This is a genomic window from Kitasatospora sp. NPDC096204 (genome assembly GCF_044763205.1).
In the GTDB taxonomy this organism is placed as follows: Bacteria; Actinomycetota; Actinomycetes; order Streptomycetales; family Streptomycetaceae; genus Kitasatospora.
The window spans coordinates 183,723-203,080 of record NZ_JBIWFT010000007.1; the positions used below are offsets into that span (position 1 = coordinate 183,723).

21 protein-coding genes are annotated in these 19,358 nt (G+C 74.6%); 9 read left to right on the top strand and 12 right to left on the bottom strand.

Annotation, left to right across the window (positions count from 1 at the left end):
- Positions 1 to 89 precede the first annotated feature (89 nt).
- Entirely contained in the window at positions 90 to 473 is a 384-nt protein-coding gene (locus ACIQ87_RS10205) for a VOC family protein (protein ID WP_402404363.1), read from the top strand.
- A 52-nt stretch (positions 474 to 525) separates the two neighbouring features.
- Here the strand turns inward: ACIQ87_RS10205 and ACIQ87_RS10210 are convergent, their stop codons facing one another.
- Entirely contained in the window at positions 526 to 942 is a 417-nt protein-coding gene (locus tag ACIQ87_RS10210) for a VOC family protein (protein WP_402404366.1), read from the bottom strand.
- Positions 943 to 952: 10 nt separating this feature from the next.
- A complete protein-coding gene (locus ACIQ87_RS10215) occupies positions 953 to 1,381 on the bottom strand; it encodes a helix-turn-helix transcriptional regulator (RefSeq protein ID WP_402404368.1) in 429 nt (142 codons plus the stop codon).
- Positions 1,382 to 1,590: 209 nt separating this feature from the next.
- On the opposite strand from ACIQ87_RS10215, the gene ACIQ87_RS10220 reads away from it, so the two are divergent.
- The 3 genes from ACIQ87_RS10220 to ACIQ87_RS10230 all read left to right on the top strand — a co-directional run bounded on the left by ACIQ87_RS10220 (position 1,591) and on the right by ACIQ87_RS10230 (position 4,389).
- Positions 1,591 to 2,796 (top strand): PP2C family protein-serine/threonine phosphatase, encoded by a 1,206-nt coding sequence (locus tag ACIQ87_RS10220; protein WP_402404371.1) that lies wholly within the window; start codon positions 1,591 to 1,593, stop codon positions 2,794 to 2,796.
- 234 nt (positions 2,797 to 3,030) lie between these two features.
- Positions 3,031 to 3,609 carry a carbonic anhydrase gene (locus tag ACIQ87_RS10225; protein WP_402404554.1) on the top strand — a complete coding sequence of 193 codons (579 nt, stop codon included), beginning with the start codon at positions 3,031 to 3,033 and terminating at the stop codon, positions 3,607 to 3,609.
- 141 nt (positions 3,610 to 3,750) lie between these two features.
- Positions 3,751 to 4,389 carry a flavin reductase family protein gene (locus ACIQ87_RS10230; protein ID WP_402404374.1) on the top strand — a complete coding sequence of 213 codons (639 nt, stop codon included), beginning with the start codon at positions 3,751 to 3,753 and terminating at the stop codon, positions 4,387 to 4,389.
- 261 nt (positions 4,390 to 4,650) lie between these two features.
- Here the strand turns inward: ACIQ87_RS10230 and ACIQ87_RS10235 are convergent, their stop codons facing one another.
- The 4 genes from ACIQ87_RS10235 to ACIQ87_RS10250 all read right to left on the bottom strand — a co-directional run bounded on the left by ACIQ87_RS10235 (position 4,651) and on the right by ACIQ87_RS10250 (position 10,457).
- Positions 4,651 to 5,241: a hypothetical protein gene (locus ACIQ87_RS10235; protein ID WP_402404377.1), complete on the bottom strand. Its 591-nt coding sequence runs from the start codon at positions 5,239 to 5,241 to the stop codon at positions 4,651 to 4,653.
- Between the two features lie 597 nt (positions 5,242 to 5,838).
- Positions 5,839 to 6,051 (bottom strand): ArsR/SmtB family transcription factor, encoded by a 213-nt coding sequence (locus ACIQ87_RS10240; RefSeq protein WP_402404380.1) that lies wholly within the window; start codon positions 6,049 to 6,051, stop codon positions 5,839 to 5,841.
- 100 nt (positions 6,052 to 6,151) lie between these two features.
- On the bottom strand, positions 6,152 to 6,388 hold the full coding sequence (locus tag ACIQ87_RS10245; protein WP_402404382.1) for a DUF4287 domain-containing protein: 237 nt from the start codon (positions 6,386 to 6,388) through the stop codon (positions 6,152 to 6,154).
- A 94-nt stretch (positions 6,389 to 6,482) separates the two neighbouring features.
- Positions 6,483 to 10,457, bottom strand: a complete 3,975-nt coding sequence (locus tag ACIQ87_RS10250; RefSeq protein WP_402404385.1) for a Pls/PosA family non-ribosomal peptide synthetase — start codon at positions 10,455 to 10,457, stop codon at positions 6,483 to 6,485.
- A gap of 567 nt (positions 10,458 to 11,024) precedes the next feature.
- Between ACIQ87_RS10250 and ACIQ87_RS10255 the strand changes: the two genes are divergently transcribed.
- A complete protein-coding gene (locus ACIQ87_RS10255; protein ID WP_402404387.1) occupies positions 11,025 to 11,618 on the top strand; it encodes a histone deacetylase in 594 nt (197 codons plus the stop codon).
- Between the two features lie 70 nt (positions 11,619 to 11,688).
- On the opposite strand, the gene ACIQ87_RS10260 is transcribed toward ACIQ87_RS10255, so the two are convergent.
- Both ACIQ87_RS10260 and ACIQ87_RS10265 read right to left on the bottom strand, forming a co-directional pair.
- A complete protein-coding gene (locus ACIQ87_RS10260) occupies positions 11,689 to 12,429 on the bottom strand; it encodes a hypothetical protein (RefSeq protein WP_402404390.1) in 741 nt (246 codons plus the stop codon).
- Positions 12,430 to 12,542: 113 nt separating this feature from the next.
- Complete coding sequence (locus ACIQ87_RS10265) at positions 12,543 to 13,031, bottom strand: nuclear transport factor 2 family protein (protein WP_402404393.1); 489 nt, start codon at positions 13,029 to 13,031, stop codon at positions 12,543 to 12,545.
- A 105-nt stretch (positions 13,032 to 13,136) separates the two neighbouring features.
- Between ACIQ87_RS10265 and ACIQ87_RS10270 the strand changes: the two genes are divergently transcribed.
- The gene (locus ACIQ87_RS10270; protein WP_402404395.1) at positions 13,137 to 13,706 is read left to right on the top strand and encodes a PadR family transcriptional regulator; all 570 of its coding nucleotides are present in this window, start codon (positions 13,137 to 13,139) and stop codon (positions 13,704 to 13,706) included.
- 79 nt (positions 13,707 to 13,785) lie between these two features.
- Positions 13,786 to 14,589, top strand: a complete 804-nt coding sequence (locus tag ACIQ87_RS10275; protein WP_402404398.1) for a hypothetical protein — start codon at positions 13,786 to 13,788, stop codon at positions 14,587 to 14,589.
- A 189-nt stretch (positions 14,590 to 14,778) separates the two neighbouring features.
- Here ACIQ87_RS10275 and ACIQ87_RS10280 read toward each other — a convergent pair whose 3' ends face one another.
- Together ACIQ87_RS10280 and ACIQ87_RS10285 are read right to left on the bottom strand one after the other, a co-directional pair.
- Positions 14,779 to 15,300 carry a SixA phosphatase family protein gene (locus ACIQ87_RS10280; RefSeq protein WP_402404400.1) on the bottom strand — a complete coding sequence of 174 codons (522 nt, stop codon included), beginning with the start codon at positions 15,298 to 15,300 and terminating at the stop codon, positions 14,779 to 14,781.
- Positions 15,301 to 15,504: 204 nt separating this feature from the next.
- On the bottom strand, positions 15,505 to 15,981 hold the full coding sequence (locus ACIQ87_RS10285; protein ID WP_402404403.1) for a carboxymuconolactone decarboxylase family protein: 477 nt from the start codon (positions 15,979 to 15,981) through the stop codon (positions 15,505 to 15,507).
- Positions 15,982 to 16,139: 158 nt separating this feature from the next.
- Here ACIQ87_RS10285 and sigJ point away from each other — a divergent pair, with 158 nt between their 5' ends.
- Positions 16,140 to 17,072, top strand: a complete 933-nt coding sequence (gene sigJ / locus ACIQ87_RS10290) for an RNA polymerase sigma factor SigJ (RefSeq protein WP_402404406.1) — start codon at positions 16,140 to 16,142, stop codon at positions 17,070 to 17,072.
- Positions 17,073 to 17,163: 91 nt separating this feature from the next.
- Here sigJ and ACIQ87_RS10295 read toward each other — a convergent pair whose 3' ends face one another.
- On the bottom strand, positions 17,164 to 17,553 hold the full coding sequence (locus ACIQ87_RS10295; protein WP_402404409.1) for a hypothetical protein: 390 nt from the start codon (positions 17,551 to 17,553) through the stop codon (positions 17,164 to 17,166).
- Between the two features lie 383 nt (positions 17,554 to 17,936).
- On the opposite strand from ACIQ87_RS10295, the gene lipB reads away from it, so the two are divergent.
- Complete coding sequence (lipB, locus tag ACIQ87_RS10300) at positions 17,937 to 18,605, top strand: lipoyl(octanoyl) transferase LipB (RefSeq protein ID WP_402404412.1); 669 nt, start codon at positions 17,937 to 17,939, stop codon at positions 18,603 to 18,605.
- Here the strand turns inward: lipB and ACIQ87_RS10305 are convergent.
- Entirely contained in the window at positions 18,574 to 19,179 is a 606-nt protein-coding gene (locus ACIQ87_RS10305) for a DUF2306 domain-containing protein (protein ID WP_402404415.1), read from the bottom strand. The genes lipB and ACIQ87_RS10305 overlap by 32 nt on opposite strands.
- Between the last annotated feature and the right edge of the window lie 179 nt (positions 19,180 to 19,358).

Genomic DNA, 19,358 nt, shown 5'->3' on the forward strand with positions numbered 1-19,358 from the left:
GCCCTGGTGCACCGTGACGGGTGTCCGCCCGCGCCTCCCGCTGATCAAATCGCTTGCGCCGTCCCATGATCGCCGTAGGCTGACGGACCATGGCATGCCGTATCAGTGAACTGGTCATCGAAGCCGCCGACGCCGAGCGGCTCGCCGCGTTCTGGAGCGAGGTGCTCGGCTACGTCGAGGTCGGCCGCGAGGGCGGCGGCTGCATCGAGATCGGGCCGCCCGGCACCGGCTTCGGCGGCCCGCAGCCCACCCTCTTCTTCATCCCCAACAGCGCACCGCGGCCCGGCAAGCTCCGGCTGCACATCGACGTCAACCCCACCGACCGCGACCAGGACGCCGAGCTGGAGCGGCTGCTCGCGCTCGGCGCCAAGCCCGTCGACATCGGCCAGCCCGCCGACGCCCACTGGCACGTCCTGGCCGACCCGGAGGGCAACGAGTTCTGCCTCCTGCGCACCCGGCTCCAGCCCGTCTGAGCCGCCGTACGCCTTCGGCCGGCCGTACGCCTCCGACCGGCCGCCGTGAAGGCTACTTCGCGCGCGGCTGGTTGAAGCGCAGCATGTTGCCCGACGGGTCGCGGAAGGCGCAGTCGCGCACCCCGTAGGGCTGGTCCATCGGCTCCTGGAGGACCTCGGCGCCGGCCGCGCTCAGCCGCTCGAAGGTGGCGTCGCAGTCGTCGGTGCGGAAGATGACGCCGCGCAGCAGGCCCTTGGCGAGGAGTTCGGCGGCGGCCCTGCGGTCGGCCTCGGAGGCGTGCGGGTCGGCCAGCGGGGGCTCCAGGACGATCTCCACGCCGGGCTGGTCGGGCGAGCCGACGGTGACCCAGCGCATGCCCTCGAAGCCGACGTCGTTGCGCACCTCGAAGCCGAGGACGTCGCGGTAGAAGGCGAGCGCCCGGTCGTGGTCGTCGACGGCGATGAAGCACTGCGCGAGTTCGATGCTCATGCCCCTCACGCTACCGTTCGGCACCGCCCGTGCCCCGGGCCGCGTCCGGGCGCCGCACCGGGCGGGTGCGGACCTTGGCCACGCAGGCCGGGATCGCCGCGCCCTGCTCGTGGTCGCGGGCCCGGTAGGCGCTGGGGCTCTGCCCGACCAGCTCGGTGAAGCGGGTGCTGAAGGAGCCCAGCGAGGTGCAGCCCACCGCCATGCACACCTCCGTCACGCTCAGGTCCCCGCGCCGCAGCAGCGCCTTGGCCCGCTCGATCCGGCGGGTCATGAGGTAGCTGTACGGGGTCTCGCCGTACGCGGCGCGGAAGCTGCGCGAGAAGTGGCCGGAGGACATCAGCGCGGTGCGGGCCAGCGCCTGCACGTCCAGCGGCTGCGCGTACTCGCGGTCCATCCGGTCCCGGGCCCGGCGCAGCCGTACGAGGTCGTCGAGCGGCACCCGGCCGGCGGAGGACGACGAAGGCGCGGGCGAAGGCGACGACGAAGGCGCGGGCGAGGCCGGGGATGGGGGCGTGGGCGGGGGCGACACACCGGCCACCGTACCGGGCCGCACCGACAGGCGGTGTCCCCCGCCCGGCGCAGCCCGCTCGCGCCCGCCCCGCCGCGCCGACCACCCTGGGGAGGACGGTCACGGCGAGAGGGCGGCGGGTGGACAGCGACGACACCTCCCCGCGCGCGCCCGGCAACGCGACGGTGGCGCTCGCCGTGCTGGCCGCCACCGCCGCCGTGCTGCTCGTCCAGGTGGTGACCGGCGGCAGCAACTCCCGCCTGGTGCTGCTGCTGGTGTTCCTGCCCGCGCTGCTGGCGGGCCTGGGTACCGTCGCCCAGACGGTGGCCGCGTCGGCGTGGGTGCTGGCCGTGATCGTGGTCCACTCGGTGTTGTACCCGCCCGGGGACCTGTCGGCCCGTCTGGGCACCCTGCTGGCCGTGATCGCCGCGCAGGCCGCCGTGATCGGCCTGTGCGCGCGGCGGGTGCGGCGCGAGCGGCAGCTGTCCCGGATGCGGCAGAGCGCCGTCGCCCTCCAGCGGCAGCTGCTGCGCCCGCTGCCCGTCACCACCCCGGACGTGCGCCTGGACGGGCTGTACCGGCCGGTGGAGCAGGACGCCATGGTCGGCGGTGACCTGTACGACGTCGCCGACACCCCGCACGGCACCCGGGTGCTGGTCGGCGACGTCCAGGGCAAGGGCCTGGCCGCGATCGGGACGGGCTTCGCGGTGCTGAGCGCCTTCCGGGAGGCGGCCTTCCGCGAGGCGCACCTGCCCGCCGTGGCCGACGCCCTGGAGGCGGCGGTGGAGCGGCACAACGCCTACGCGGTGCAGAGCGGCGAGCAGGAACGGTTCGTCACGGCCACCGTGCTGTGCGTCGGCGGCGACGGCGAGAACGGCGACGGGAACGGCGGCGGGAACGGCCACGGCGACGGGAACGGCGACGGGAACGGCCACGGCGGTGGGGACGGGGGTGCCACCGAGGTGCGGGCCGTCAACTGCGGCCACCTCTCCCCCTACCTGCTGCACCCGGACGGCCGCGTGGAGCCCGTGCCCCTGGACGCCGGGATCCCGCTCGGCCTCGCCGCCCTGGTCGGCCCCGGCGAACAGCGCCCGGTACGGCGCTTCGAGCTGCCCCGGGACGGGGTGCTGGTGCTGCTCACCGACGGCATCACCGAGGCCCAGGACGCCTCCGGCACGTTCTACCCGGTCGAACAGGGCCTGGCCGACCTCACCGCCGTCCCCGCCGACGCCCTGCCCGAGGCCCTAGACCGGCGGGCCCGGCGCTGGAGCGGCGGCCGCAGCCGCGACGACGTCACCGTCCTCGCCCTGCGGCGCGCCCCCGGACACCCGACCGTACGCCCGTGAGCACCCGGCCGTACGCCCCGTGGGCACCCGGTCGTACGCCCGCGAACGCCCGCTCGTACACCCCGTGGGCACCCGGTCTGCGGCCGTCCGCCCCGTGACCCCCTGCTGCGGGCTCCACCTGCGGCGATCTAGGGTGCTGGCATGATCCCCACACCGATAACCGACCCCGAGCCCGGCCCGCTCGACGGCCCGACGGACGACTTCCTGACCGACCCCGCCCAGGCGCTGCGGGTGATGATGCAGGGCAACGCCCGGTTCGTCGCGGGCAGCCCCGAGCACCCCAACCAGGACGCCGGGCGCCGCGCGGCGCTCGCCCCCGCACAGCGGCCCTTCGCGGTGCTGTTCGGCTGTTCGGACTCCCGACTGGCCGCCGAGATCATCTTCGACCAGGGCCTGGGCGACCTGTTCGTGGTGCGCACCGCCGGACACGTCACCGGCGCGGAGGCGCTGGGCAGCATCGAGTACGGGGTGAGCGTGCTGGACTGCCCGCTGGTGGTGGTGCTGGGGCACGACTCCTGCGGTGCGGTGGCGGCGGCGCTGGAGTCCCTGGAGCAGGGGCAGCTGCCGGGCGGCTTCGTCCGGGACGTGGTGGAGCGGGTGACGCCGAGTGTGCTGTCCGCCAAGGCGGCGGGCATCGAGGACGGTGACGGGATCGTGGACGAGCACATCCGCCAGACCGTGGACCTGCTGGTGGAGCGCTCGCAGGCGCTGGCCGCGCGGATCGCCGAGGGGAAGGTGGCGGTGGTGGGCCTGTCCTACCGGCTGCGCGACGGCCGGGCCCGGCTGGTCTCCGCCCGGGGACCGGTGGGCTGACGGCGCCCCTGCCGTCCTCGGGAACGTCCCGGAACTGGATGTCCGATCACCGCCAGCGCCCTCGTCCGGGCGGCGGCACAGTCGTGACCAGCAACGATTCGTTTCCCGAGTTTCCCGAGTTTCCCGAGGACGGCAGTTCCCGTGCACAAGGTCATCGATCTCAAGGTCCTGTACTTCGGCACCCCGGTGGTGCTGATCGGCTCCCGCAACGAGGACGGCAGCTCCAACCTGATGCCGATGTCCTCGGCGTGGTGGCTGAACCAGTCCTGCGTACTGGGCCTGGGCGACAGCTCCCAGACCGCCGCCAACCTGCGGCGCGAGGGCGAGTGCGTGCTCAACCTGCCGTCCTCCGCCCAGGTGGACGCCGTGGACGCCCTCGCGCTGCTGACCGCCAACCCGCACATCCCCGAGTACCGGCAGCGCCAGGGCTACCGCCACGAGCGGCGCAAGTTCGAGGCCGCCGGGCTGACCGAGGTGCCCGGCGAGCTGGTGCGGGCGCCGCGCGCCGCCGAGTGCCCGGTGCAGTTGGAGTGCCGGGTGGCGTCGACGACGGCGCTGACCGGCAACAGGTGCACCGCCTTCGAGGTGACGGTGGTGCGCGCCCACGTCGAGGAGAGCCTGCTGGTGCCCGGCAGCGACCACTACGTCGACCCGGTCGGCTGGGACCCGCTGATCATGAAGTTCTGCGAGTTCTTCGGCGACGGGCAGCGGCTGTCCCCCTCCCGCCTCGCCGAGGGCTGGCAGATGCCCGGACGGCTGCCCGCGCCCGCCGCCGTGTGACGCGGCGTCCGCGATCCGGCACACCGCCTCGCCGTCCGACCGGCTCGCCGGGCGGCCGGCTCACCGGGCGGCCGGCTCACCGGGCGGCCGCGTGAGGAGCGCCGCGGCAGCGACGCGTACGTCAGCACGAAGATCGCCGCCACCTGGGCGGCCGTCAGCGCCAGGGCCACCGCCGCGTCCACGGCCCACCGGGCGCGCCGCTCACGGCCGTACGCCCACGCTCACGGCCGCAGGGCCCGGCTCACGCCCGCTCACGCCCGCTCACGGCGCGACGGTGGCACCACAGGAGTCGCACACCCGGGTCGCGGGCAGTTCCAGGAAGCAGTTCGGGCAGATCGCCGGCGGGCGCGGCGGGGCGGTGGCGGCGGCCTTGCGCTCCACCGAGGCGCGCAGGCGCGGGGCCAGGGCGGGGATGCCGCCGTCGGCGGGCAGGTCGGCGCCGAAGTGCCGGTAGCAGGCCAGCCGGGCGGCGGCCGCGTGCTGCTCGCGGTCCATCTCGGCGGCCACCGGCGGCTGCCCGGCCACCGCCAGCACCTCCTGGTAGCCGGGGCCGACCCTGCCGTCCGTGGCGTGCACCACCAGGGCCGTCAGCGGTGGGTCGCCGCGCCGGTGCGCCTCGCGGATCACCAGGGACAGCACCTTGCCGATCCAGTGCCGCTGGTTGATCCGGGTGCGCACCCCGGAGGCCTCCTGCACCGCCTCGGCCAGGTCCTGGTAGCTGATCACCGCGTGGTAGCGGCGCGCCACCTCCACCAGGGCGGGATAGGCCGCCCTGGTCCACACGATGTGCGCCTGGGCGGCGCTGACCGCCGACCCGTCCGACGCCCGCCAGTAGCCGTGCTGCTCAGTCATCCGCCCGCCCCTACCCGTTCCGTGTCCGTCTTGTCCGTGTCCGTCCCCCGCAGGCCCCCGCCGGGAGCGAGGCTACCCGGCCCGCGAGCGGCACCTTCGGGCGGGGCCCGCCTCGGGCCGGGCTTGACTTCAAGTGCTGTTGAAGTCGTGGAATGGGTCCCGACCGCAGCCGTACGGGCACCGCGGTCGATGCCCCGCCCGTACGGACCCGTACCGGGGCCGGGGCCGCCGTCTTCCCGATCGTGCCGACGGCGGCCCCGGCCCTCGTACACCCCCGGCCGAGCCGGCCGGGACGGCGCCCGCCACACCCGGCAGGCCTCCCGCACACACCTCCACGGTACGAGCAGGTGCGCCACCGTGAGCAGCGAACGGCCCCCGACCACTTTCCCCGGTCGGGGGCCTTCGTGTTGGGCGGGGCAGGAACCAGGCGTCGCGCACCTGCCGCCCCGTCGGGGCCCCGCCCGGCGCCTCGGCAGGGCTTCCCCTGCTTCATCGCCGCGATCACCGTCCCGACCACCGTCGCCAGAGCCGCGATCACCGCCGCGTTGCGCCGCAGGCACCGCCCGACCGGCTCCTGACGCATCGTCAACTCGATCGTCAACTCGATGCCGGCAGCTCCCCCAGCGCCGTCCGCCGGTGCAGCACCGCCCTGCCCGCCCGCACGGTCGTGATCAGCCCCGCACCCCGCAGCGCCCCCGCGTGCGCGGAGACCGTCGCGGCGCTGACGCCCAGCCGCCGCGCGAGCTCGCCGGTGGTGCGTTCCTCCTCCCCCGGCAGCCGCAGCAGTCCGGTGCGGGTGGCGCCGATCACCGCCGCCAGCGCCCGCGCTCCCGTGCGGCCGTCGGGGGGCGGCGCGGGGTGCGGCCGGTTTCGGCCGGCCTGCGGCGAAGTGGTGTAGACCTGTTCGGTGTCAGGCGGGCTTTTCGGCGAGGGTGTGGGCGACGAGGGCGTTGGCGTGGCCGTGGCCGAGGCCGTGGTCGGTCTTGAGCCAGGCGACGAGTTCCATGTGCCTGGTGAGCGGGGAGGTGCGGATGAGGTCCTTCCACTCCTCGATCGGGCGGCCGTACTTCTTCTCGATGGACGGGAAGTACGAGGCGGGGCCCTTCACGGCGGCGGTCTTCGCGGTGGCGGCGGGGGTGGCGGTCATCGGTTGTGGTCCTCTCGGAAAAGCGAAGCGGTGCGGTCACGGGGGTGGACCGTGACCGCACCGCGAACTCATCGCCCCCGGCGGGTGATCCCCGTCACACCCCGGCGGTGGCCCGGCCGCGGCCGCGGCGGCGCCCGGCGGGCGGGGTGGGGTCGGCGTTCCAGGCGGCGACGGGGTTGCCGAGCCAGCGGGTGGCGCCGGGGACGTTCTCGCCGCGCATGACGAGGGAGGCGGGGCCGACGGTGGTGCCGGCGCCGAGGGTGGAGTTGAGCAGCACGATGGAGTGCGGGCCGGCGGTGGAGCCGGCGGCGAGGTGGACGGGGCCCAGGCGCATCACCCGGTCGTGGAAGAGGTGGGTCTGCAGGACGGTGCCGCGGTTGACGCTGGCGCCGGCCTCGACGGTGACGAGGTCGGTCTCGGGCAGCCAGTGGGTCTCGCACCACACGCCGCGTCCGATGTGGGCGCCGAGGCTGCGCAGCCAGGCGTTGAGGTAGGGGGTGCCGGTGATGGTGTGGCCGCCGAAGGGCATGGCGAGTTCCTCGACGAAGGTGTCGTAGAGCTCGTTGCGCCATACGAAGGAGGACCACAGGGGGTGTTCGGCGACGCGGAAGCGGCCGACGAGCAGCCATTTGGCGGCGGTGGTGACGGCGCAGGCGACGACGGCGGCGGCGGTGAGGACGAGTCCGGCGGCGGCGAGGGCGGTGCCGAGTCCGTAGGCGTCGCGCAGTTCCTGGAGGGCGGCGAGGACGAGGTCGCCGAGCAGGGCGGCGAGGACGATCGGCAGCAGTCGGCAGAGTTCGACGCCGGCGCGGGCCCACATCAGGCGCCGGGGCGGGTTGTAGGTGCGGCCTTCGGCGCCGGTGTCGGCGACGCGGGGCAGGGCGAAGGCGGGGCGGCCGAGCCAGGAGGAGCCTTCGGGGGCGTGGGCGGGGGTGTCGGACAGGACGCCGACGAGGGAGCCGGCGGGCAGGTGGCGGTCGGGGCCGACGATGCCGGAGTTGCCGACGAAGGAGCGGCGTCCGACGTGGGAGGGGCCGAGGTGGAGCCAGCCGCCGCGCAGTTCGTACGGGGCGACGAGGGTGTCGTCGGCGAGGAAGGCGCCGTCGTCGACGCGCATCAGGCCGGGCAGGGCGAGCACGGTGGAGGCTTCGACGCGGCGGCCGACGCGGGCGCCGAGCAGGCGCAGCCACATGGGGGTGAAGAGGCTGGCGTAGAAGGGGAAGAGGGTGCGCCGGGCGGTGTCGCTGAGGCGGCTGACGGCCCAGGCGCAGAAGGCGACGCGGCCGGTGGCGGGGTGGAAGCCGGGGCGCAGCGGGCGGGAGAGGAGGCGTACGAGGAGCGCTATGAGGGTGGCGTAGCAGGCGAGGGTGAGGGCGGCGAGGGGGATGGTGGCGGGCAGGAGTTGGATGAGGGCGGCGGCGAGGGTGGTGTCGGTGTCGATCATCGGGTAGACGATGAGCAGGGCGGGCAGGGCGGCGAGGACGGGGACGAGGCCGAGGGCGGCGAAGCCGGCGCCGTAGGCGAGGTTCCAGGCGCGGGAGACGGGGGCCGGGGCTGACGGCCAGTCGGTGGGGGCGTCGGTGGCGGGGCGGGCCGGGGAGCCGGTCCAGTGTTCGCCCGGGGGGACGGTGGCGGTGACGCAGGAGCCGGGGGCGATCTCGGCGCGGGCGCCGATGCGGGCGCCGGGCATGAGGGTGGCGCGGTGGCCGATGCGGGCGCCTTCGCCGATGTCGAGGTGGCCGACGTGGAGGGTGTCGCCGTCGAGCCACCAGCCGGCGAGGTCGGCTTCGGGTTCGATGCAGGCGTCGGCGCCGATGCGGGCGAGGCCGGTGACGGGGGGCAGGGTGTGGAGTCGGACGCCGGGGCCGACGCGGCAGCCGAGTGCGCGGGCGTAGCGGGCGGCCCAGGGGGTGCCGGCGAGGGCGGCGGTGGCGAACATGGCGGTGTGGCGTTCGGCGGCCCACAGGCGCAGGTGGACGTGGCCGCCGCGGGGGTGGCTGCCGGGGCGGATGCCGGCGGTGAGCAGGCGGGCGCCGGCGGCGGCGAGCAGGGTGCGGCCGGGGGCGCTGTAGAGGAGGAGGAGTCCGGCGGCGACGGGCCACCAGGAGCTGTGGGGGGCCCAGGTGAGGTGGCTGCCGGTGAGGTTGTCGAGGGCGATGAGGACGAGGATCCAGCGCAGTCCGGCGAGGGAGAACATGCCGAGCAGGAGCAGGGTCTGCCACAGGCCGGCGCTGCGGGGGGTGCGGCGTATGGTGCGGGCGCGGACGGCCGCGGTGGCGGCGGTGTCCTCGGGTGGGGTGGCGGGGGTGAGGGTGTCGAGGTAGGCGGCGAGGTCGGTGAGGACGGGGTGGGCGTACAGGTCGGCGACGGAGACGCCGCTGTGGCGGGTGCGCAGGTCGGAGACGAGGCGGGCGGCGGTGAGGCTGGAGCCGCCGAGGGCGAAGAAGTCGTCGCCGGGGCCGGGGGGTGTGCCGAGCAGGCGTTCCCAGTGGCCGGCGAGCCAGCCGGCGGTGCCGTCCAGGGCTTCCGTGGCGGCGACGGTTGCGGTGGTGGCGAGCGGCCAGGGCAGGGCGCCCCGGTCGACCTTGCCGGAGGTGCGGGTGGGCAGGGAGTCGACGAGGGCGAGGACGGGCACCAGCGGGGCGGGCAGGCGTTCGAGCAGGTGCCGGCGGGCGGTGGTGAGGTCGGGGGTGGTGCCGGGGTGGGCGACGAGGTAGCCGACGAGGAGGTCGGCGCCGGCGGGGGTCTTGCGGACGGCCGCGGCGGCGGCGCGGATGTCGGGCAGGGCCTGGAGGGCGGCGTCGATCTCGCCGAGTTCGATGCGGCGGCCGCCGAGTTTGACCTGGTCGTCGGCGCGGCCGAGGAAGACGAGGCCGTCGGGGTCGTTGCGCACGAGGTCACCGCTGCGGTAGACGCGGGGTGAGACGAGGGCGGGGTGGGCGCTGAACTTCTCGGCGTCCTTGGCGGGGTCGAGGTAGCGGGCGGTGCCGACGCCGGTGATGAGCAGTTCGCCGGTGGCGTGCCAGGGGACGGGGTGGCCGGCCTGGTCGACGACGGCGATCTCCCAGCCGTCGAGGGGGGCGCCGATGCGCACCGGCTGGCCGGGGAGCATGCGGGCGGCGGTGGCGACGACGGTGGTCTCGGTGGGGCCGTAGGTGTTCCAGAACTCGCGGCCTTCGACGGCGAGGCGTTCGACGAGTTCGGCGGGGCAGGCCTCGCCGCCGACGATGATCAGGCGGACGGCGTCCAGACACTCCTGCGGCCACAGGGCGAGCAGGGTGGGGACGGTGGAGACGGCGGTGATGCGCCGGGTGACGAGCCAGGGGCCGAGGTCCGTGCCGGCCTTGACGAGGGCTCGGGGGGCGGGGACGAGGCAGGCGCCGTGGCGCCAGGCGAGCCACATCTCCTCGCAGGAGGCGTCGAAGGCGACGGAGAGGCCGGCGAGGACGCGGTCGCCGGGGCCGAGCGGGCTGGTGCGCAGGAACAGGCGGGCCTCGGCGTCGACGAAGGCGGCGGCGCTGCGGTGGGTGACGGCGACGCCCTTGGGCCGGCCGGTGGTGCCGGAGGTGAAGATGACCCAGGCGTCGTCGGCGGGGGCGGGCCAGGCGGGGCGGCCCGAGGGGTGGGCGGCGGGGCCGGCGTGCAGGGCGCGGCCGGGGCCGAGGACGGCGCAGACGGCGGCGTCCTGCCAGATCATCTCGGCGCGCTCGTCGGGGTCGTCGGCGTCGACGGGGACGTAGGCGGCGCCGCAGCGCAGCACGGCGAGGATGGCGGTGTAGAGGTCGGCGGTGCCGGAGGGGATGCGGACCCCGACCCGGTCGCCGCGGCCGATGCCGTGGCCGGCGAGCTGTCCGGCGAGGGTGTCGACCTCGTGGAGCAGGGCGCGGTAGTCGAGGACGGTGTCGCCGGTGTCGAGCGCGGGCGCGTGGGGGTGGGCGTCGGCGGTGGCGGCGATGACGTCGAGCAGGCTGCGGGGGTGGGCGGCCTGGGCCACCGGCCAGCCGGCCGCGGGGCCCTGGTGGGGGCGGTGCAGTGTGCCTGGGCCGGCTGTGTCGAGGCGTGCGTCCATGGATGGGTTTCCTTGGCTCCGGGGTCCTGGGGGCGCGTACGGATGTACGGGTTTATGGCTGTACGGCTGTACGGGTGTACGGCTGTACGGGTGTGGTGCCGGGTGACGGGTGGTCACCTGGGGGAGAGCGCCCACTCACCATGACTCGGCTGGGAGTCGGCTGGATGCAGCGAGGATTCGATCAAAGGAAATTCTCATCATCGATGCCGCAATGGAGCGACGACGGTATGAATCGAATGACATTTCGCGGGTTTTCGCTCGTTTTTGCTGGTGCAGAGTAATCGCCGAATACCGGAGCAGCGCGACGGGAGCGGGAAGAGTGATGAACGCCATGGCGACCGGAACGGTACAGGTAGTGAGGGGGGCACCGCCGAATCGGGGGGTTCTGGTCGGATCATCAGGCTGTTCACGGTTTTCACATCTTCATGTGGGATTCTTTCGCTCCCCGCACCGCGGGGCCTCGCGGTGAGCGGGCCGGGAAAAGGCCGCTCCGGCTGGGATTCCGCCGAAGGCGGCGGCCCCCGAAAGAGTGCCGGTGGCCGGAACGCGAGCGCACTCGTCTGGTACGTGGCGTACGGCTCCAACCTGCACGCCGCCCGCCTCGCCTGCTACCTGAGCGGCGGGCGCCCGGACGGCGCCGTGCGGGCCCAGCCCGGCAGCCGCGACCCCAGCCCGCCGCGCCGGACGGTGGCCACCGCGCTGCCGGGAACGCTCTACTTCGCCGGGCGCTCACTCACCTGGGGTGGCGGATCGGCCTTCTACGACCCCGCCGGGAGCGGTGAAGTCCCCTGCCGCGCCTATCTGGTGACGGTCGGTCAGTTCAGTGACATCGCCGCGCAGGAGATGCGCCGCTCCCCCGGCGCCGACCTCGACCTCACCGCGGTGCTCGCCACCGGGCGTGCCGAACTGGGCCAGGGACGCTACGAGACCCTGCTGCGCGTCGGCGAGTCGCAGGGGCACCCGCTGCTGACCTTCACCTGCGCCCGGGGCGTGGCCGGCGCCGAGCTCAACGCCCCCACCCCGCCCTACCTGCGCATCCTGGCCGCCGGGCTGGCCGAGTCCCACGGCTGGGGCCCGTGGCGCACGGCCGGCTACCTCGCCACCCGGCCGGGCGCGGCGGGGCACTGGACGCCGCGGACGGTGGCGGCGGTGCTGGACTGAGCCGGCGGCCGCTTCCCCGGCCCCTTCCCCGGCCCCGCCCCCTTCCCCGGCCCCGCCCCCTCCCCCGGGCTCAGCCCTGCTCGGCGACCCGGCACGGTTCGAGGCGTGACGGGCACAACTGGGGCTGGAGGTAGGCGGATCCCGGGGTGTGGGCCGCCGGCGGGGCCGGCTGCGGGGCCTGCGGGTCGTCGGCGGCCGGTGCGGGCTTCGCGTAGCCGTAGTGGACGACGGTCACCGCCTTCCCGCCGCCGAGGTCGAGCAGCCGCTGGTGCACCGGCCCGAACAGGTGGCGGTCGTCGCCCCGCAGTTCGACCGTGCCGACGTCGCCGGGGAAGAAGGCGAGGAGCACCAGCCGCCGGTAGTCGCCGATCATCTTCGGTTGGCGCCGGGCCGTGAGGGACGCGACCCGGTCGCCGATGACCTCGCCGGACAGCCCGCCGTCGACCCGGGTGATCGAGGCGAGGCACAGGGAGGAGTCGTCCAGGGGCCACAGCACGTCCGCCCGGTCCCGGCCGTCGTCGTCCAGCACGACCAGGTTCGCCAAGGACGGCGCGGAGCAGGGGTTGTGACCGAGGTCCATCGTGAGCAGCTCGTCGACGATCCACTGCTTGGACGCCGGGGCGGGCTCGGGCAGCACCACCGGGTGCGCCGTCGGTGCAGACGGCTGCGTCGGCGTCGGCGTCGGTGTCGCGGACGCCGCGGGCACGGTGGCCGGCGGCGCCTTCTCGCCGCCGCCCTGCCCCGTACAGGCCGTCACCCCCAGCGCCAGCGCCACCGCCGCCGCGTACCCGCCCCGGACCGTCCGCCGCATCACGCCTCCCCCACGCCGCCCCCGGCACCCCGGGGACCATGATCATGCCCGACCCGAGCCCGCGGGAGTGTCCGCGGACGGCAACAGCCCCGTACCGGAGCCGTACCGGCGGCTCAGCCGGCGGGCGGCGCGGGCACCAGGCCGTCGGCGACCAGCCCGGCCAGCACCGCCTCGCCCAGCGCGTGCACGGCGGAGCGCGGACGGACCATCACCGTGAACTCCTTGATCAGGCCCTGCTCGTCGACGTGCAGCAGGTCGATGCCGTGGATCTCCCGGCCGCCCGCCACCGCCCGGAACACCAGCACGGCCGAGGGCGCCTCGCCGCCGTCGGCGCTGGTCTGCGCGGTGCCGGTGTGGTCGCCGACGTAGCGGAAGTCCTCGAAGACGCGCAGCAGCACGCCGAAGAGGCCGAGCACCATCGCCTTGCCCTCGAAGGGCGTGAACTTGACGGGGCTGTACAGGCGGATGTCGTCGGCGAAGAGGCCGTCCAGCGCGGCGAGGTCGTGGCGCTCGACGGCGGCGCGGAAAGCCTCGGCGGTGGCGGCGAGGACGGTGTCGGCGAGGGCGGTGTCGGTGGCAGTGCCGGTGTCGGTGGCGGTCATGGGCTCACTCCCCGGTCGGACAGTCATGGATGTGACTAATCAGATTCATGACTACCATGGCAGACCTGACGGGCGGTAGACGGGCGAGGGAAGGAGAACGGGGCGATGGCACTGCGGCACGCCGTACTGGCCGCGCTGCTCGACGGCGAGACCAGCGGCTACGACCTGGCCAAGGCCTTCGACCTGGGGGTGGCGAACTTCTGGTACGCCCAACCCCAGCAGCTGTACGCCGAGTTGACGAGGCTGGAGAAGGACGGGCTGGTCGCCGGGCGCGAGGTCGTCCAGGAGAGCCGGCCCACCAAGCGGCTGTTCCGGGTGACGGACGCGGGGCTGGCGGAGCTGGAGGAGTTCGCCGCGGCCTCCGCCAAGCCGTCCTTCGTGCGCGACGACCTGATGGTCAAGGTCCGTGCCGCCGACCGGCTGGACCCCGACGTCCTGGCCGAACAGCTCGCCGAGCGGGCCGAGTTCGCCCAGGCCAAGGTGGACCTGTTCGAGCGGATGCTGCACGCCATGCGCGCGGGCCGCGAGGAGCGGGAGTTCCTGCGCGAGGGCGGACGGATCGGCCCCTACCTGACCTGCCTGCGCGGCCTCGCCTTCGAGCGCGGCAACCGGGACTGGTGCCGGGAGGCGATCGCCGTGCTGCACGAGCGGCAGGGCGTCCGTTCCGGGCAGTGAGCCCCCGCGCAGAAGCGGCACCGGGCGCCCCGCCGGACCGGGGCACGGCCCTGTCGGCGGGCCCCGCTACGGTGCCGCCATGACCACTGACCCCACCGCACCCGTGAACTCCCCCGCGCCGGACGCCGACTGGGACCGCCTGCTCGCCGAGGCCTTCGCCGTCCTGCTCGGCCGGCCGCTGGAGGAGTACGACCCGAAGGCCGTCTACGCCGCCCGCGTCAGCGGCAACCTGATGGACGAGTCCGGCTTCGAACGCGACGCCGCCTGGGTGCACCCGGCGGCCCTGCGCGGCGAGCGCCCGGTCGCCGCGGACCTCTACCTGTTCGACGAGACCGAGCGGACCCCGGACTTCGACGCGAGCCGGTCGCTCTTCGAGTTCCGGCCCTGCGACGCACCGCAGGCGGACCTGCCCGAGGGCTTCGCCGCCGCCGTCGAGGCCGCCTGCTTCACCCGCGCCCTCGTGCGCGGCTTCGACCTCGGCGCGCTGGCCGAGCGGTACGGCGTCGACCTCGCCTCCCCCGCCCTGGCCGGCGCCTGGAGCGTCCGCTTCGCCCGGCTCGTCTGCGACGGCACCCTCCTGGACGCCCTGCGCGCCGCCCTCGGCACCGGCCGCACCCCCGAGGAGCTGACGCCCTTCTCGGCGGAGCCCGAGGAGGACTGGGAGGAGGACCTGGCCGCGATACCCCACCCCGGGCTCCGCACCCACCTCGGCTTCTTCTGCACCGACGGCGACGAGGGCCTGATGCCCCTGGCGGCGGACGCCACGGCGTACGGCCTGGAGGAGGAGGGCTGCGAAGCCGTCGCGGGCTGGGAGGACGGGCACGGCCAGCTCGACATCGCCGTGGTCCGCCTCAGCGACCTCGTCGCCGGCCCGCGCCGCTGACCCCGCCCCATCACGGCGGGGCCGCCCGGCTCCGCGACCCGACGGCTCCGCGACCCGACGACTCCAACCGCGCCCGGACGCCGGAGGCCCTGGAGCAGCTGCTGCCGTAACTGAGGGACAACGGCTACGCCTTCGGCTTCCCTCGCGTGTGACCGGCCGCCGGCCGAGGCCGCCGAGGCCCCGGCGCCGTCAGGCGTGCGGCGCCCAGAAGTCGGTGAGCCGGGCGACGCCGTGCTCGACGGCCTTCCAACTGCCCTCGAAGGCCAGGACGGCGATGGCGGACGTCGGAAAGCCGGAACGGTTCATCCGCGCCAGCGCGTCGCCCTCGGCCTCGCCGGCCAGGGCGTCGGCCAGCGCGTGGACGCCTGGGTTGTGGCCGACCACGACCAGGTTCCGGACCTCGTCGGAGGTCTGGTTGAGGAGCGCGATGAGCTCGCCGAGGCTCGCCTCGTACAGGCGCTCCTCGTGGACCGTCCGCGGCTCGGACGGGAGTTCGGCGGCCACCAGCTTCCACGTCTCGCGGGTGCGCACGGCCGTCGAGACGAGTACGAGGTCGGGGGTGACGTCGTTGCCGGCGAGCCAGCGGCCGGCGGCCGGCGCGTCCTTGCGGCCCCGCCCGGCCAGGGGCCGGTCGTGGTCGTCCACATCGTCGGGATGCTCGGACTTGGCATGGCGCACCAGGACGATCCGTCGCGTCGTCTCCTCGGACATGGCTTCTCCCTCTCACGGCGTCGATCGGGCACGGGATCACGAACAGCGACGATCGTGACAGCCCGCGCCCGCACCGACGGCCCGTTCGGCCGGAATGCATCGGCGATATTCACCCGTGCGGGCGACACACCGGCCCGGGTCCGGGCCCCGTCCCCCACCGGCCCTGCGCGGAGGGACAGTTGGGGATGGGGCCCGGGGAGCCGGTCAGTGGCCGTACATGCCCACCTCGTAGGTGCCCCCGGGCTGGCGGATCACCGCATTGACCCGGTTGAAGGCGTTGATGATCGCGATCACGCAGACCAGCGCCGACAGCTGCTCCTCGTCGTAGTACTTGGCGGCGTTCGCCCACACCTCGTCGCTCACCCCGCCGGCCGCGTCCGCGATCCGGGTGCCCTCCTCGGCGAGCTCCAGCGCGGCGCGCTCGGCGTCGGTGAACACGGTGGCCTCGCGCCAGACGGCGACCATGTTCAGGCGCGCCGGGTCCTCCCCGGCGTGCACGGCCTCCTTGAAGTGCATGTCGACGCAGGGGCCGCAGCCGTTGATCTGGCTGGCGCGCAGCCGCACCAGCTCCTGGACGGCGAGCGGCAGGCTCGACTCGGTGGTGGGCTTGCTGGCCGCGATCAGGTGCTTGCCGACCTTGCCCAGGATCGGGTTGGTGAAGACGTCCAGACGGGGTTCCATGGTGTGCTCCTCGGTCGGTGCTTTCCGTTGCTGTCATGAAGACAAGACAGCCCGCCGGTTTGTGACAGCCCCCGGAGTGACCTGCGCCACACCACCCGCCGATGGGTGCCGACAGGCTTCGGATAACCTGCCGACCACGCTCGGGACAGGGGGATTCCATGACGGGTGGGACGGACGTGTCGGGCACGGCCGCCGGGTACCGGCCGCTGCTGTTCTCCATCGCCTACGGGATGACGGGCTCGGTCGGCGACGCCGAGGACCTCGTCCAGGACGCCTTCCTCGGCCTCGCCCGCGCCGAGCGGGCCGGCACCGCGATCGGCGCCCCCAGGGCGTACCTGACCACGGCCGTCACCCGCCTGGGCATCAACCACCTCAGGTCCGCCCGGGTGCGCCGCGAGACCTACGTCGGCCAGTGGCTGCCCGAGCCCGTCGTCACCACCGCCGAGCGCCCCGGCCCGGCCGAGCACGCCGAGCTGGCCGACTCGCTGTCGATGGCGTTCCTGGTGCTGCTGGAGGCCCTCTCCCCCGTCGAGCGCGCGGTGTTCACGCTGCGTGAGGCGTTCGGGTACGGCTACCCGGAGGTCGCCGGGATGGTCGGCCGCAGCGAGGCGAACTGCCGCCAGATCCTCGCCCGTGCCCGCAAGCGCCTGGCGCTCAAGGACGACGCTCCCGCGGCCCCCGCCCGCCGCGCGGAGGGCGAGGAGCTGGCCCGCCGCTTCTTCGCGGTCGCCGAGGGCGGCGACCTGGACGCCCTGCTCGGTCTGCTCGCCCCCGACGTCGCCTTCCGCGGCGACGGCGGCGGCAAGGCCCGCGCGCTCGCCCACTGCCTCACCGACCCGCGCCGCGTCGCCCAACTGCTCGTCGGCGGCCTGCGCCGCCTGCGCCGCCTGGGCGCGCACCTCGTCCCGGCACTGGTCAACGGCCGCCCCGGCGCGGTGGTGTACGACGCCGAGCGGCGCGTGGCGAGCGTCATCGAGCTGGACGTCGACGCCGACGGCGCCGTGCGGGCCGTCCACGCCGTCTCCAACCCCGACAAGCTCACCCACCTCGGCCCGGTCTCCGGCCTCGGGCTGCTGCCGGAACCGACCTGACCCCAACCCGACCGCCCCGACCGCGCCACCCCGCCGGACATGGAACGGCCCGGGCCCGAAGTTGCCGGGCCCGGGCCGTTCGTCCGAGAGGTCAGGGGGTGGTGCAGACGGCGTTCGCCGACAGGGACTGGGTCGTGGTGCCCGTGTTGGTGCCGCGAATGACCCAGGAACTGCCGCTCGGGTAGGAGTCGGTGAAGAAGATGTCGAAACCGCTGGTCTGACCGCCACCACCGGTGGGCACCTGCCCTGACGGGCAGGACACCGTGGCGATCCCGTGGCCACCCGCGGGCACGTCGACGGGGTTGCCGAAGACCGGGTTGTGCGCGGCCAGCAGGGAGGGGTCGGCGGCGGCCTGGTCGTGGGGGACGACGACGCTCGGCTTGACGGCGGGCCTGGCGTCGGCGAAGGCGACGGCGGCACTCGCGGACAGGACGGTGACGGCGGTGAGGGCGGTCAGGGCGAGGGACTTCGTGCGGGCCACGGCGGCCTCCTGAGAGTGTGGGGGTCGGACTGGCGTCAGCGGGGGCTGCTCCCCGCACCAACCTCCGATGCGTGCCCGAACCACCCTTCCCGTGGACGGGGGAACGGATCCGGCGACCCGGGCGGAGGAATGCCGGTGCCCGTCCGGGCTAACCCGGACCGGACTCCCCGACTTGATCGACTTGATCAACGAACCGCCGACGGGCGAAGCATGAGCACCCGTCACCTCGACCGGTTCCACCGGTTCACGACCTCGACGGCAAGCCCACCACCCACGTCCGCACCCGCGTCCGAGCGACGACCGCTCCCGCCTCCCGGTCGCACGATCGTTCGGCATACGCTCTTCCCGTCGTCGAGCGGGTGTGGCACCGAGAGGGGTCGGGTGTGGGCGAGCACGGGCTGGAACGGGTCGATCTGGGCGAGGTCCCGTACGTCGAGGCGGTCGAGCGGATGGGCACCTGGGTCCGGCAGCGGCAGGAGGGGGAGATCGCGGACAGGCTGGCACTCCTCACCCATCCACCGGTGATCACCTACAGCGCCCGGACCCCGCCGGACGAACTGCCCGCGCGGGCCGGGATCCCCCTGGTCGAGGTGGACCGGGGCGGCCAGGCGACCTACCACGGACCGGGGCAGCTGATCGGCTACCTGGTGCTCAACCTGCGCGAGCGCGGCCCCGGGGACATCGTGCGCTGGCTGGAGGAGGGCCTGATCGGCGCCCTGGACTCGCTGGGCCTGAAGGCCGTCCGACGCGACACCCCGCCCAGGGCCCAGAGCCTGGTCGGGGTGTGGACGCCGGAGCACCGGAAGGTCGCCTCGATCGGCATGCGGATCCGCGGCGGCGTGACGAGCCACGGCTTCGCCCTGAACGTCGCACCGGACCTCGCCGCGTTCTCGACCTTCACGGCCTGCGGCCTGCCGGAGGTGGCCATGACCTCCCTCGCGGAGATGGCCGCCGCCGCGGGCAGGCCCGCCCCCACCGAAGCGGCGGTACGGGACGCCGTGGCCGCGGCGCTCGGGGCGGTCACCGCCGTGCCGTCGGGCGGGCGCGGGTGAACCGGCAGGCCAGCAGCAGGTTGGGCACCCAGCACAGCCAGGCGATCGCGGTGTAGGAGGTACGGAAGTCCAGGTGCGCGGCCGTCGCGGCGAGCAGCATGAGCCGCAGCATGACGGCGGCGAAGGTCAGCGCGAAGCTGCGGATCATCCAGCGGCGGTGGTCGCTCACCCGCCCGTCGAGGATGGCCCGCAGCCCCGCGCCGCCGGTCACCAGCCAGGCCACGGCCAGGCACGCGAACCCGGCCCCGGTGACGGCGCCCCCGTACGCGACGGGCGCCAACAGCAGCGCCCCCACCGCGCCGACCAGGCAGCCGAGCAGGTAGGTGGCGCCGATGCGGCGGTGCAGGCGCGGCCGGCGCTCGCGCAGACGGCGGGAGAACTGCCACGGCCCGATCAGCAGGGCGGTGAGCGCCCCGAAGATGTGGACGTAGAGCGGGAGTCGGTGGCTCAGGTAGGTGGCGCGCTGGTGGCGGAAGAACGTCGACGGATCGAAGCTGAGGTACTTGGCGGAGACGACGACGATGAAGGCGGAGAGCACCGTCATGACGGCCCAACCGGCCCGGGTGATGCGCATACCTCCGAGTCTCGGGCCCGGCGGCCCCCGGCGCTATCCGGGTCGGCCCCGATAAGCATCCTCAGAGAACCATCATCTCCCTTGCAGGAGAAGGGGATTGATCCCTTCGGCCCAGTGAGGTGCACCGTCCGGGACGGGTCCGACCAGGCAGGACCGCCCTGCCGCGCCCGGTTTCCGAC

Coding starts and splice junctions, on each gene's coding strand:
- ACIQ87_RS10205 (WP_402404363.1), top strand. CDS start 90: ATGGCATGCCGTATCAGTGAACTGGTCATCGAAGCCGCCGACGCCGAG.
- ACIQ87_RS10210 (WP_402404366.1), bottom strand. CDS start 942: ATGAGCATCGAACTCGCGCAGTGCTTCATCGCCGTCGACGACCACGAC.
- ACIQ87_RS10225 (WP_402404554.1), top strand. CDS start 3,031: ATGATGCAGGGCAACGCCCGGTTCGTCGCGGGCAGCCCCGAGCACCCC.
- ACIQ87_RS10235 (WP_402404377.1), bottom strand. CDS start 5,241: ATGACTGAGCAGCACGGCTACTGGCGGGCGTCGGACGGGTCGGCGGTC.
- ACIQ87_RS10245 (WP_402404382.1), bottom strand. CDS start 6,388: ATGACCGCCACCCCCGCCGCCACCGCGAAGACCGCCGCCGTGAAGGGC.
- ACIQ87_RS10250 (WP_402404385.1), bottom strand. CDS start 10,457: ATGGACGCACGCCTCGACACAGCCGGCCCAGGCACACTGCACCGCCCC.
- ACIQ87_RS10260 (WP_402404390.1), bottom strand. CDS start 12,429: ATGCGGCGGACGGTCCGGGGCGGGTACGCGGCGGCGGTGGCGCTGGCG.
- ACIQ87_RS10265 (WP_402404393.1), bottom strand. CDS start 13,031: ATGACCGCCACCGACACCGGCACTGCCACCGACACCGCCCTCGCCGAC.
- ACIQ87_RS10270 (WP_402404395.1), top strand. CDS start 13,137: ATGGCACTGCGGCACGCCGTACTGGCCGCGCTGCTCGACGGCGAGACC.
- ACIQ87_RS10275 (WP_402404398.1), top strand. CDS start 13,786: ATGACCACTGACCCCACCGCACCCGTGAACTCCCCCGCGCCGGACGCC.
- ACIQ87_RS10280 (WP_402404400.1), bottom strand. CDS start 15,300: ATGTCCGAGGAGACGACGCGACGGATCGTCCTGGTGCGCCATGCCAAG.
- ACIQ87_RS10285 (WP_402404403.1), bottom strand. CDS start 15,981: ATGGAACCCCGTCTGGACGTCTTCACCAACCCGATCCTGGGCAAGGTC.
- sigJ (WP_402404406.1), top strand. CDS start 16,140: ATGACGGGTGGGACGGACGTGTCGGGCACGGCCGCCGGGTACCGGCCG.
- ACIQ87_RS10305 (WP_402404415.1), bottom strand. CDS start 19,179: ATGCGCATCACCCGGGCCGGTTGGGCCGTCATGACGGTGCTCTCCGCC.